Origin of the sequence: Streptomyces sp. NPDC017095 (genome assembly GCF_044332325.1) — a bacterium.
Taxonomy (GTDB): domain Bacteria; phylum Actinomycetota; class Actinomycetes; order Streptomycetales; family Streptomycetaceae; genus Streptomyces.
Map to the genome: position 1 here is coordinate 95400 of NZ_JBIROU010000016.1, position 11993 is coordinate 107392.

14 protein-coding genes, 1 tRNA gene and 1 pseudogene are annotated in these 11993 nt (G+C 69.2%); 1 reads left to right on the forward strand and 15 read right to left on the reverse strand.

From position 1 onward, the window contains the following. Positions 1–308: 308 nt before the first annotated feature. Positions 309–833: pseudogene (locus ACH4OA_RS27925) on the reverse strand (response regulator); the annotation flags it as partial. Positions 834–949: 116 nt separating this feature from the next. Between ACH4OA_RS27925 and ACH4OA_RS27930 the strand changes: the two are divergent. Further along, positions 950–1021 (forward strand) — tRNA-Arg (locus tag ACH4OA_RS27930). A gap of 211 nt (positions 1022–1232) precedes the next feature. Here the strand turns inward: ACH4OA_RS27930 and ACH4OA_RS27935 are convergent. From ACH4OA_RS27935 to ACH4OA_RS28000, 14 genes are all read right to left on the reverse strand, one after another. Next, positions 1233–1580 (reverse strand): hypothetical protein, encoded by a 348-nt coding sequence (locus ACH4OA_RS27935; RefSeq protein WP_397971754.1) that lies wholly within the window; start codon positions 1578–1580, stop codon positions 1233–1235. 28 nt (positions 1581–1608) lie between these two features. After that, positions 1609–2982 (reverse strand): tyrosine-type recombinase/integrase, encoded by a 1374-nt coding sequence (locus tag ACH4OA_RS27940; RefSeq protein WP_397971757.1) that lies wholly within the window; start codon positions 2980–2982, stop codon positions 1609–1611. Beyond that, entirely contained in the window at positions 2979–3149 is a 171-nt protein-coding gene (locus ACH4OA_RS27945; protein WP_030939262.1) for an AlpA family transcriptional regulator, read from the reverse strand. Before ACH4OA_RS27945 ends, ACH4OA_RS27940 begins: the two co-directional genes overlap by 4 nt. Next, on the reverse strand, positions 3149–4522 hold the full coding sequence (locus ACH4OA_RS27950) for a replication initiator (RefSeq protein WP_397971760.1): 1374 nt from the start codon (positions 4520–4522) through the stop codon (positions 3149–3151). The genes ACH4OA_RS27945 and ACH4OA_RS27950 overlap by 1 nt, the downstream gene beginning before the upstream one ends. Positions 4523–4612: 90 nt before the next feature. Beyond that, the gene (locus ACH4OA_RS27955) at positions 4613–4912 is read right to left on the reverse strand and encodes a SpdD-like protein (RefSeq protein WP_397971763.1); all 300 of its coding nucleotides are present in this window, start codon (positions 4910–4912) and stop codon (positions 4613–4615) included. A 19-nt stretch (positions 4913–4931) separates the two neighbouring features. After that, positions 4932–5087 carry a hypothetical protein gene (locus ACH4OA_RS27960; protein WP_365946786.1) on the reverse strand — a complete coding sequence of 52 codons (156 nt, stop codon included), beginning with the start codon at positions 5085–5087 and terminating at the stop codon, positions 4932–4934. A 14-nt stretch (positions 5088–5101) separates the two neighbouring features. Beyond that, a complete protein-coding gene (locus ACH4OA_RS27965) occupies positions 5102–5281 on the reverse strand; it encodes a mobile element transfer protein (protein WP_030734401.1) in 180 nt (59 codons plus the stop codon). Between the two features lie 13 nt (positions 5282–5294). After that, positions 5295–5987: a DUF2637 domain-containing protein gene (locus tag ACH4OA_RS27970; RefSeq protein ID WP_397971766.1), complete on the reverse strand. Its 693-nt coding sequence runs from the start codon at positions 5985–5987 to the stop codon at positions 5295–5297. Positions 5988–6069: 82 nt separating this feature from the next. Further along, the gene (locus ACH4OA_RS27975) at positions 6070–7425 is read right to left on the reverse strand and encodes an FtsK/SpoIIIE domain-containing protein (RefSeq protein ID WP_397971768.1); all 1356 of its coding nucleotides are present in this window, start codon (positions 7423–7425) and stop codon (positions 6070–6072) included. A 5-nt stretch (positions 7426–7430) separates the two neighbouring features. Then, a complete protein-coding gene (locus ACH4OA_RS27980; RefSeq protein WP_397971770.1) occupies positions 7431–7778 on the reverse strand; it encodes a hypothetical protein in 348 nt (115 codons plus the stop codon). Between the two features lie 180 nt (positions 7779–7958). Further along, positions 7959–8780 (reverse strand): integrase, encoded by an 822-nt coding sequence (locus ACH4OA_RS27985; RefSeq protein ID WP_397971773.1) that lies wholly within the window; start codon positions 8778–8780, stop codon positions 7959–7961. After that, positions 8777–9628 (reverse strand): sigma factor-like helix-turn-helix DNA-binding protein, encoded by an 852-nt coding sequence (locus ACH4OA_RS27990; protein WP_397971775.1) that lies wholly within the window; start codon positions 9626–9628, stop codon positions 8777–8779. The genes ACH4OA_RS27985 and ACH4OA_RS27990 overlap by 4 nt, the downstream gene beginning before the upstream one ends. A gap of 175 nt (positions 9629–9803) precedes the next feature. Continuing rightward, positions 9804–10193 carry an ATP-binding protein gene (locus tag ACH4OA_RS27995; RefSeq protein ID WP_397971777.1) on the reverse strand — a complete coding sequence of 130 codons (390 nt, stop codon included), beginning with the start codon at positions 10191–10193 and terminating at the stop codon, positions 9804–9806. Positions 10194–10288: 95 nt separating this feature from the next. Further along, complete coding sequence (locus tag ACH4OA_RS28000; RefSeq protein WP_397971780.1) at positions 10289–11137, reverse strand: helix-turn-helix domain-containing protein; 849 nt, start codon at positions 11135–11137, stop codon at positions 10289–10291. Between the last annotated feature and the right edge of the window lie 856 nt (positions 11138–11993).

Consider the following 11993-nt stretch of genomic DNA (forward strand, 5'->3'; position numbering starts at 1 on the left):
CGACCGCTCAGGCACCGCCTGCAGAACGACCGAATGTCACAGGGTCGAGGCACGCATTCCAGCCAGAGCGGACCCGGGAGAGGACACAGAAACGCGGGGACCCGGAACCCGGGAGCCGGCAGCGCGCTCGGGCCGCTGCCGGCGACTCAGGAGGAACCGGAGGAGCCGTCCGCCCCGGGGACGTTTCCGGGACTGGGTGAGACGCCATGACGGAAGGCCCCTTCACCGCTCCCGGCGTCTCCGTCACCCGCGTCGCCACCGCCCCCGCCGTCACCGGTTGCCCCGCTACCGCCCCCGGCGACGGCCTCCCCGGCACCGCCACCCGGTTCCGCTCCCCCATCGCCTCCTTCCGGCCCCCCGATCGCTTCTCCCCCGGAGCCCTCGTCCCGCCAGCCCTCGTCCCGCCCGGCCTTGCGCTCGAGGAGTTCCTTCACCAGCCGTACCAGCTCGGCGGGCTCGAAGGGCTTGGCGAGGAAGGCGTCCACGCCGACGTCGAGGCCGGTCTCGACCTCGTACTGCGTACACGCGCTGATGATGGCGAGGGGAAGGTCGTGCGTACGGGGATCTGCGCGGAGCCGGGCGGCGGTACGCAGCCCGTCCAGCCGGGGCATGACGACGTCGAGCGTCACGACGTCGGGCCGGACCTGGTGCACCACATCCAGACACTCGGCACCATCGGCCGCGGTCACGACCTCTAGCCCTTCCAGCTCTAGGTTGACCCTGATCAGCTGCCGGATGACCTTGTTGTCGTCCACAACAAGCACCCGGCCCGGAGCGCCTGGCACAACTCGAGAGTAGGTGCGGACCGGCCACCGCGTCCGGGTTTTCCCCACTTCCACCCCGTACAGGGGACCCGCTCACCCTCCCCGGGGAACGGGGTTCCTGATCACCCCTCCGGACCTGCTAATGTTCTACCCGTCGCCGCAAGCGAGAGCGAAGCGCCCGACACGCCCCCGTAGCTCAGGGGATAGAGCAACGGCCTCCGGAGCCGTGTGCGCAGGTTCGAATCCTGCCGGGGGCACCTGTAGTTAGGTGCCCAAAGACCCCGTCACCAGCGGAAACGCTGAGGCCGGGGTCTTCGCGTATGTGCAGGCGTGTGCGGGCCGGAGCGGGCGTATGTCGGGGTCTGTGGACTATTCGTGGACAGGATCTTGGGACGTTTCCCCAGGTCAAGCCCGGAAAACGCGAAGGCTCCCGGACGCGTCCGGGAGCCTTGAGCGCGGTTCGCCGAGTCAGGCTCGGACCTCGCGGACCAGGATGTCGTCCCCGTCATAGAGCTCCAGGGAGCACGTCAGCCCGAAACGGCGGAGGAGGCCGGCGAGGTCATCGAGCCGCCGCGGGTCGACGACTCCGTTGAGCAGGACGTCCGGCCCATCGACGGGGTCGAGCTCCACTTCGCACCAACGGGTTCCCACCTCGTAGCCATTCCAGGAGGACGACCTCGACCTCCAGCCGGCCCGTACGAAGCGCTCGGCGACGGGCGAGGCGTCTCGGCAGCCGTGCAGGATGCCATTCACGTTGTTGCCCACGTCGACCCATTCAGGGTCGAGCGCTTCGCCTTCTTGGGACATGGTCACCATTCGAGTATGGGGTCCCATGATGCGGTGATCACTCGTACTCCCGCAGCAACTCCTCGATCTTGCGGTTGGCGATCTCCTGTCGTCCATCGATGCACTTGGCGTAGCGGCTCAGCAGGACCTCCACGCTGTTGCCCGCACGCTCGGCGACCTCAGTCGGATCCACCCCGGAGTTGAGCCAGGTCGACAGTGCCGAGTGCCGGAGATCGTAAGGACGCGCGGCGAGCGGGGAGGAGACTGCGGCCGGCGGTAGCGCCAGCGCACGAGCCTCCTGCCAGACGCGGTAGTACGTGGACGAGCCGACCACTCCACCGCGTTCGTTGGTGAACAGCCGCCCGTCCTCAGCAGTCCCGAACGTATCGATGTGCTGCCGGAGGATAGAGACGAGCTGGGGCGGGATCGGTACGAGCCGGACTTCCTCCGCCGGCCGGTTCTTCAGGCCCCGGTCGTCGTGGGTCTCACCGGAGTCCGTCCACTGCTTGCCGACACTGGGGCGCGTCCGGTTCAGCAGTGCCGTCCCCCAGCCGACCTCGGGCAGCTTTAGGTCTGCACTGGTGAGGCCGACGGCCTCAGCCGGGCGCAGGCCGCCGTAGTACATGCACGCGAACAGGCCGACAAGTCGGCGACCACGCGCGCGGCCGTACCCGCCGACGTACGAGACCGCAGTCAGCAGGGAACGAGCCTGCTCGGGATTGGCGACAACCCGGGGGTCGACCTCTCCGGCAACTTTCGGTTTCTTCCAGCGGATGCCCGTAATCGGGTTCTCCTTGAACTCGCCGAGATCTACCGCGTAGTGCATCGCGTTGACGAGTGTCCGACGCTTGCGCCGAACGGTCTCCGCGGCCGCCGCCGTGCCGTCAATCTTCAGCTTGAGCGAGTCCAGGACGGCCCTGCCGATCACGACGTCACCGAGGTCCGAGAGCGGGCGCGATGCCTTGGCCACCCAGTGCAAGGTGTTCGCAATCTCGGTCGGCAATTCACGCTCGTCCGGTCCGGGAAGGACGAAGGCCCAGTTACGGAGTGCCTTCCTGATTAATTCCTCGGACGGCTGCCCAGGGCGATTGTCGAGAAGGGCCATCGTCACGGCGGTCAGGGCCTCATTGATCCCATTGCGAGTGTTCGGCGCCGCGTGAGGCCACTTCATGGCCAGGTACTTCAGAGCGAAGGCGTACCAAGTCATCGAGGCCGATTTCTCGACCATCGAATCGGGCAGCCCCGTCGCCGTGTCGAATTCTTCGCCGGCATGAGTGGCGCGGAGCAACTTGGAACGGTAATGGTCCGCGAGCGCTTTGGTTCGGAACTGTTCGGAGAAGACGTTCCCGGCAACAGTCCATCGGACGTCATAGGACGACTTCTTGGTGTTCCTCTTCCGTACGCCCCACACCTTCACGTCGAGAGACTTCATGCCGCCGCCTCCAACTGCCGCAACCACGTTGTGAAGTCGCTGCGCCACACGCGGAGTTCTCCGTTCGGGAGCTTGAATGCCGCAGGCCCTTGACCGAGCTCACGCCATCGGTAGAAGGTCCGGCGCGAGACACCGCCCAGCTCATCGAGCACTTGGCGGACGGTCATCAACTCGTCGGGATCACGCTGGGGCATGTCGGTTCTCCCTCCGTCTGAGCGCCGGTTGAGCGAGGCGAGGGGCCGTGAGCGATGAGGTGTTCCGCGTTTGTCCATCCGGTTCCGGCGAAGCGCCAGTGGGTGATGACCAGGACGGTGTCCGGGTCAGGCAAGGGGTGGCCCGCTTCGGCCGCGCGGGCGCGGGTAAGCGCTTCGTTGTGGTCGACGCGCTCCTGGCGGAGGGCGCCGAGGGTGACGGAGTACGTGCGGGACTTGGTGGAGAAGTGGCCGCGGAAGCCGAGCATGTGAGCCCACTTGCGCAGGCGCAGCGGTTCGAGTTCGGGGAGCGCGCCGAGGTGCCAGCAGATGAGGATCATCCGGCGGGCGTGGTCGGTGACACCGGAGCCGATCAGGTCGGTGATCGGGTTGCGAACGGGACGGTCGAGGGTGCCGGCCGTCTCGGCGCCCTTGGTGGCGTACTTGCCGATGTAGGCGGCGACGGCCCGGCTGGACAGCTCCGAGGTGCCCGCGAAGTCCGCTGAGCGAATGGGGCGGATGTCGAACTGGTCGCCGAAGCGGAAGGCGTAGGCGCGGCCGTCGATGACCGGGCCGGGTGTCTCGGCGAGGCGGGCTGCCGAGCGGATCGCGTCGGTGAGGAGTTCGGTCGTAGCCCAGGCGGGCGGGTCGTCCTCCGCGCCTCCGGGGCCGTCGAGGCGGATGACGGCGTGGAAGTGGACGGCGCCGCGCCGCTGGTACTCGGCGACCTTGGCGTACGACACCCGGACGCAGTCACGCGTCGCGGAGCGGGTGAGGCCCGCGCGGGTTGCGATCTGCTGGCGCAGGTAGGTGGTGAACCGGCCCCAGAGGGCACCGGCGTGCGCGTTCCAGAGGACGGCCGCCCTGTAGTCGTAGCGTTCCGGGTCGAGCGGCGTGCCCAGAGCGGGGTCGTCTTCCGTGTGCGAGCGTCCGCAGCGGCACCGGCCGCCGGCTGGGCGGTTGTGGACCGGGCCGAAGGACGGAGCGGTGAAGGTGGCGAAGACCCGGGGGTGCCGGGCGACCGCCGAACCGATGCCCTTGCCGCCGCTCAGCCCGGCCGTGACGAGGTGGAAGGTGTCTTTGCGGTACGTCTCCGCGCAGGTGGCACACCGGGTAGCGCGACGGTTGTTGCAGCGGATGAGGAGCTGTCCGGCCGGAAGGTCGCGGCCGGTGATCTCCCGGGCGATCTCACCGGTGGCCGCGTGGACGTCGAGCCGGTGACCCTCCATCCGTACGGGCCGCTCGCAGCCGCCGAGACGCTGGATCTGCCGGGCGTAGGAGCCGAGATCGCCGTGCCGGGCGAGGGCGGCCAGGTGGCGGATGGCTCCAAGGGGAGCCGGTGGACGCATGTGCGGGTTCCTCCTTGTGGTGCGGGTGTTGGAGCCTGCCCTGTCTGTCTAGGGGACTAGACAGACAGGGCAGACGAAGGGAGTCGTTGTTCAGCGGCGGGTGAGGAGAGAGCGGAGAACGACGGCGCACACGGCGACCGATGTCGCGGTCACGGTGACGGCGAGCAGCATGGAGACGAGCACGGCACCCACGACCAGGACCACGGCGGTCCCACCACCGACGAGGGCGAGCGCCGTGCCGGGCGTCAAGTGGATGGTCGGGCGGGCCGGCACCGGATGGGCGGGCGTCGGTGGCGTGGCCGGGCTGGCTGCGGTCGGCTCCACGACAGTGGCGGACATGGCGACCGGGGCGGTCGGCTGCGGCATGGTGGGGATCTTCGGCCGGATCACGGGCGGTACTCCTTACGGGTCACTTGACGAGCGAGTCGATGACAGGGGCCAGCAGGCTGTCGGTCAGCAGGTAGCCGCCGAGGAGGAGCACGGCGACGAGCCACCAGGGCGGGCGGATGAGCTTGACGCCCAGGACCGCGACGCAGAGCAGGGCGAGCCAGAGCGGGACGCGCATGCGGTGATCTCCTGTCAGGCCGAGCAGCGGTGGGTGCGGGCGGCGAGTTCGGCGGCGGCGCGGGAGTCGTACTCGGCCGAGAAGTCGCAGCGGGGCGCGGTGCAGGCGGCCAGGTGGCGGTGCCTGCCGCGGTCGATGTAGGAGGCGACGTTCACGGGGCCGATACGGCGGACGTTGCGGAAGCGGCGGTTCATGGCGGTGCTCCTCTCACAGGTGGGCGGCGACGGAGGCGGTCATGGACGGGGGCAGGCCGAGCCGTGCGCGTACGGCGTCGGGGTCGGCGGGCTGGCCGGTGGTCGAGCGGTGTTCGTCGGCCAGGGCCCGGGCGCGCTGGATGAGGGCGGGCGGGAGCGCGACGGCGAGACCGGGCGGCGGTGGAGCCGGGACGGCTTCCGGTTCGGCGGGGGCGGGACCGGAGGCTGGTACTGGCAGCACGTCCGGCCCGGGAGCATCAACGGCAGTCCCAGCAGGGTGTTCGTACGGGTCGGCAGACGGCGAGTCCGGGATCACCGGCACTTCCCGGCCGTGCGGTGCGTGGGCCAGCAGAGTGCCGCCGAAGAAGGCGATGGCGGGCCAGCCCGCGACCACCACGCGGAGCGAGGCGGGAACGTGGTCCAGGTCGAGGAGTCCGGCGGTGGCGACGTTGGCGCCGAGGGAGGCGGCAAGGGCCACCAGAAACCACAGCCGGGGACTACCCGCCGCCTGCCCCGTTCGCTGCGACTGGCGCATCCGGCGCCAGGCGGCGACCAGCAGCAGGTCGACGCTGACGGGGTAGGCCCACGCCTTCCATCCGCCCTGTCCGGCCGCTGCGGCGAGGTCATGCAGGTGTGAGAAGGACAGTGCGCCCGCGATGACGGCCTGGACGACGACGGCGTCCACACGGACCAGGTGGGCACGCATCGGCTCCGGTTCCTTCCTGTTTCAGGCATGGGAGGGGTAAGGACATGGCGTGAGGCGGTCACGCCGGCCGTAGAGGGAGGGGCTACTCGGTTACCGGGCGCGCGGTGGGCGTAGCAGCGGTCGAGGAGGACGGTGCGACGGCGATGGCGGGCCGGAAGCGGTCGAGACGGGGCAGTTCAGGGACCAGAGCCGAGGTGTCGCGGCAGACGGCCGCCGCATCTTCGAGCGAGAGAAGAGGAGAGCGGACGCGGGACCATCCGCCGGACGAGTCGCCGACGACCGCGACGCCGGGCCGGTCGGCAGGAATGGACGTGGCGGCCAGTGCTGCTTCGGGAGAGATGTCGGCCAGGGCCATGTTCGCCGACGCTTCGTCGTTGACGCGGTGGCAGACGCGGCCGGTCAGTTGGGCCCTCAGCATGGTGGCGCCCTTTCCGAGTTCCGAGCCGAAGCGCTGCCCGCAGACTTCGAGGTAGATACCGGCCGCGCGGCCGAGCTGGGCGAGGCGGATGAGCTTGGTGACCATCGCGTCTCGCCGCTTCTCGTCATCCCTGTTCGCGGCGAGGAAGAGTTCCGCCACCTCGTCAACGACCAGCACTACCGGGACTGGCCGCACGGCATCCGGCAGCCCCCACACGTCCGAGGTGAGGACAGCGTCCGGATCGGCACCACTGAGCCCGATCAGCCGAAACCGGTCCTCCATCTCTTCCAGCAGCGCGTCGAGGAGGTCATTCGCCCGATCCGGGTCGTCGGCCAGCGCTGACAAACGGGGTGCGAAGGGCGCCAGTTCGACACCCCATTTGCAGTCGATCCCGACGAGGACGACCCGCTGCCGAGCCAGGCCGCACAGCAAGTTGCGCAGGTAGACAGACTTTCCGGACTGCGTGGCGCCGAGGATCAGTTCGTGCGGCACCATGCGGAAGTCGCGTACGTGCCAGTCGCCGTCCTCTCGCAGCGCCAGCGGCAGGCAGAGCGGTTCGGCCGAAGCCTGACGCCGGGCGGGCCGTACGTCGGCGAGTACGTCCCAGCCGACGAGCCGCAGTTCGAGCCAGCCTGGTTTCGTGGGGCGTACGTGGACGGCGTGGGCTCCCCAGGCATGGCGCAGTCGGTCGGCCGAGGCTGTGAAGTCTTCGGGTGCCTGCCCGGTCGCCATGCGCAGCCGCATGACGAGACCGGATGCGTTGGGCCGGGGGAAGGACCGCCGGGGCGGGACGGGTGCCGCCTGCCGGCCGATCACCCGGGCCGTGGCGACCCGGACGGCGGAGGCCGGGACCGTCAGGCCGCACGCGTCCATCGTCGCCCTGTACGACAGCAGCACCCGCAACGCGACGACCGGATACCCGACCAGCCACCAGAACACCACCGGCATCCGCCGGCGGACCACCAGCAGCGCGACCATGACGAGCAGGACCGGCAGCAGCACCCGGGCGACGTCAGTCATGGCGATCAACCCCGCGCTGCGACGGGGGCGTTAACCATAACCGCGTCGGCCCGGTAGGCGATGCCGTGGCGGCTACGCCCGCCGAACTCGCTCTCCCACGGCCGGGCGACCAGGCCCGACAGGATGACCGGCGCGCCCATGACCAGGCCGTCTCCGATCCCCTCTTCGGGAATGGTCACCCTGATCATGTCCGAGCCGCCGGCCGCGATGAACACCAGCTCCAGCGTCATGAGCCGCTGGTTGGTCACCGGGTCCACGGCGACCTCGCCGGTCTGACGGTCCCTGACCTTTACTTCGGGGAGCTTGGTGACGAGCAGCGTCGCGGCGGAGGTGTCTACGGGGATCACACGCACTGTCAGTACCTCACAGAGTCTTCGGGCGCCCTGAGATCGGCGCCGAGCAGCTTGAGTAGCCCCCTAGACAGCAGCGGGGCCATCCCCCAACTGTCTAGGGGGGTTGACAGTGAAGGTAGCCGACACCCCATTAACTGTCTAGGGGGGTATACGGCGTGGCCGCGAAACCGCGCGAAAGGGCTACCGAACGGCCCAGTGAAGGACGGTCGCGTCGTCGTGCGCCTTACCTCGCGGCCAGCGCCGGCCGTCGGGGTCGCTCTTCTCGGCCTCTCGGACACGGCGGATCAGTTCGCCCGGACCGGAGCAAGCGAGCACGTCCAAGTACTGCGCCCAGTCGGCGAGCTGGAAGCGATCGACAAGCCGAGTCGCACCGTCGCTCAGAAGCGTCACGGTGGACAGCGAGTCAAGTGCCACCGTGCCGATCAATGCGTGTTCGGCCGCCCGCGGGTCGGGGCCGGCGATCCAGAAGCCTCCCGGCCGGTTGCGCAGACCGGTCAAAGCCTCCCGGTAGTCGGCGAGCGCGGCGGAGTGCTCGGGCGAGCCGGTGGGCAGCGCGTCGACCGGCCCGCGCAGTCGCTTGCCGACCTCGTCCAGGCGCCGGTCGGTGACGACGGTCGTACCACCGTCCTTCTCCGCCAGGAGCAAGGAGGAATCGCCGAGGACCAGGTACTCCAGCCTTTCCCCGTTGATCCGTGCGGCGACGACCGTACTGGTGGGACTGGCCCGGTACGTCAGGTCACAGCTGTCGCCGTGCAGCGAGCGGACGCGGTCGATCGAGTCGGCCAGGCACTCGGCGAGCGGCCGGGCGGGTGACGCGGAGATGGCTTGGAGCAGCAGGCCGCCCAGCGTCCCGGAGAACCAGGCGACACCGTGTGTGCACCCGGTCTCGGCACCGCCGACGCCGGCGCCGTCGAGGAGCACGGCCGCGCCGGGAGCGGCGGCGGCGAAGTCCTCGTTCTCTCGTTCCGGGTCGGCGGGGAGCGTGGCGAGGTCGACCCTCACGCCGCCGTCTCCTCGTCGTGCCGGTACAAGGGGCAGAGCAGTTCCACGGACCGCGGTTCGCTGGTCTGGGGGTCGTACTCGACACCCACCAGGGTGGAGAACCGACGGTCACCGACCTGGCCCCACACCACGTTCAGGTCGTTGGCGAGGAGCTGCACGACACCGAGGGAGCCTTGCGTGTGGATACCGGCGATCGCGAGCAGCGAGCCGTTCCCGTCCGGGCGCGGCAGCCGGCCGAGGTAGCCGACGTCGTATGGCCGGGCCGGATCACCGTCCTGTCCCGAGCGGTGCACGGTACCGGTCTGCCGGTCCACGACCGTCCAGGGGCCGTCTTCCGCACGCTCCCAGCGCAGAACCGGGTCCTGGGCATAGGTGTCCCACATCGCCTGGGACATGCGGGGGCCGCAGACCACGACCAGGCCGTCCCGGTTCAGGTCGATCTCGCCGGTCACCGGCACGTGCTCCGAGGCGACATCAAGCCCGTACGACCGGGCCAGGTCTTCGAGCCGCTTGCCGGAACTGACGTCGTCCACGGCGACGACGGTGCGACCACGTTCGTCGTCGCGCCGCAGCGGAGTGGCCACGGTGACGGCACCCCGGCCGAGGAAGGCCCCTTCCGGCGCCGGACCGGTGTGCCGGATCTGGTGAATCCGCCCGCGGCTCAGGCCGGCTTTCTCCGCGATCTGCGCGTACGACAGCCCTTGCGCGTGCAGGTCCTGCACCACTCGGCGACGGAGGCGGGCCAGCTCTGTCACCTCTTGCTGCGCATCCGCCAAGCGGGTCGTCACCTCGCGCAGGAGCAGGTACGGATCATTAATCGTCATGATCCGTTGCAGCTCGTCCGACATGACCTCACCTCCTAGCAGTAACCAGGAGTCTAGGGCCCTAGACGGAATGGGAGGCAGCCGCCGCCCGGTACGCACGCCGATCGCATAGAAGCGCGATCTCCTCCGGGGCACGCCTTTCGGGCTCACACCCCACCGCCGGCGCATCGCTCGTCTGAACCCACCGGATGCGACGCGCTCACGCGCTCGCCCGCACCAGCTCGGCCCAGACGGAACGCCCGTCAGGCATGATCGTGTAACCCCAGTTCTTCGCGAAGGCCGCGATCAGCCGCAGCCCGCGGCCTCCCTCTTCACGACTGGTGGCGTGGCACAGGTGAGGCACGCGTTCGCCGCCCTGGTCGACCACTTCGATCCGCACGAGATCGTCGCCGAGGCCGACGACCACCAGGAACCAGCCACCGGCCAAGCCGCTCCGCGTGTGCCGCAGGGCGTTGGTCGCCAGCTCGCTCACGACCAGGACGGAGTCCTCCACCGGACCGCGTTCCGCCAGCAGGGAGGCGACGAAGTGACGAGCATGGGGCACCTCTTCCGGCAGGCCGGGGAAGATGCGGCACCACTTGGTGAGCATGGGAACCTCTCCGTTCGTCTAGGGGGCTAGACAGCCCGACGGCAGAGTATTCCCAGAGATGCACGGCGATCCAGGCATCCTAAGGAATTATTCCTCTAAGGAGTGAGGGAGTCTCCCAGGTCGCGGAACTCCTTCATCACCCGCAACAGCAGCTCGCGCACCTCATCGCCGAAGACGGCAGCCCGCTCGAAGCGCTCGAAGATCTCCTCGTAGGCGGCCACTTCAGCAGCGTCAGTGGCCACCCGCTCGTTGTCGAAGGTCTCGATCACGACCGCCCGCTGGTCGCACAAGGTGAAGCCGTGCCGCGGCAGCACGGGCACCGGCCGGCGCCAGGGGATGACCCCGAGCCGTACCGTGCTCAGACTCTCCACCGCCAGCAACCGGTCGAACTGCGCCAGCATCAACGCCGGACTCCCCGGCCAGGTCCGCAACACGGCTTCGGTGAGCACGAACACCGACTCCCGCCCCGGCTCGTACAACACGCTCTGCCGATCAACACGGGCAGCAACGGCCCGACCGACAGCCTCGGGCGTCGAGCGAGGGACGCTTTCGAAGACGTGCCGGGCGTACTCCGCGCTCTGCAACATCGCCGGCAGAACGACGCACTGGAACGAGCGCACCGACTGAGCGGACCGCACCTCTTCGTCAACGGTCGTGCCCTCGGCGACGTCAACAGCGGTCGGCTCGTCGTCCTCGGCGGCAACGACGCTCGCCAGCAGCTCCCGCGCCTCGCGAGAGACCGACTCATCAAGGCCGAGGGCGCCCAGGAGCCGGTCGAGCACGTCCCGGCTCGGCACCATGCGCCCAGTCTCGATCTTGGACACGGTCGGCTGACCTACGCCGGCCCGTTGCGCCAGCACGGCACCCGTCAGACCCGACTCTCCACGAAGCACACGAAGACGCGCACCCAGCGCCTTCATCCGCTCCCGCCGCTCACTCCCCATGTCCAGGGTTCTACACCACGAGCCAGCAGGCACCGGTACGACCGGACACACGAGCACCAGCCGAGCGTGATTCAAACTTTCTCTACTGGTTCAAGGCGGCTCGCTCCGCTCACCGCGCGCGGCCCGGCCCCAGCCGGGCCTGCGCTCCTGTCTCCGCCCCGCTCCAGCCCGGCCGGCGCCCGCGCCGCGCGCATAGCAGCGAGCCAAGACCACGAGTCGAGTGCCATACAGGAGCGGGCACGGTCAAAACCATGCCTCCGGCGGGGGGATCGGCCGGCACCGGGAGGGAGGGGGCGCCGTTCCCGGCTGCGGGTCCATAGTGGTGAGCGCGGTGTGCTCCCTTCCCGTACGCCATCGACCCAGGCAGAACCGAGCAGACGTGGTCCATGGCGTCCAGGTCGTTCGTACAGTGGCGCGCTCCACCTGGACGCCATGGGCCGCGCCCGCTCCACGGTGTGTGGGTCGACGGCGTACGGGAAGGGAGCTAAGGCTACGGTGGTTGCTGTGCTCTGCTGCAGCACACAGGGCCAGCCAGCCCTGCAGATTGCGAGAGCCGCCCGCACTGCCCTTTGGCTCAGTAGACTCGGCCACCGATCAACCGGGGGGATGATGAGCCGCTCTTCGTACGGCATTGCGACAACCTTGATCACGCTTGTTCTCACCGCTGCGTGCAGCACGACGCCAGCCAGTACGGATGTCTACTGGGGCGGGTACTCAATCGGCGAGGGCATCGACACCTCGCCTCACAGCGATCCCAACTGCGACTTAGGCATAGATCCTAGCGACACTGCTCGAAGGATTGCGGCCTGTGCAGGCTGGGCTCCAGACATCGAGGATGAATGCGGAAGGCAGCTTC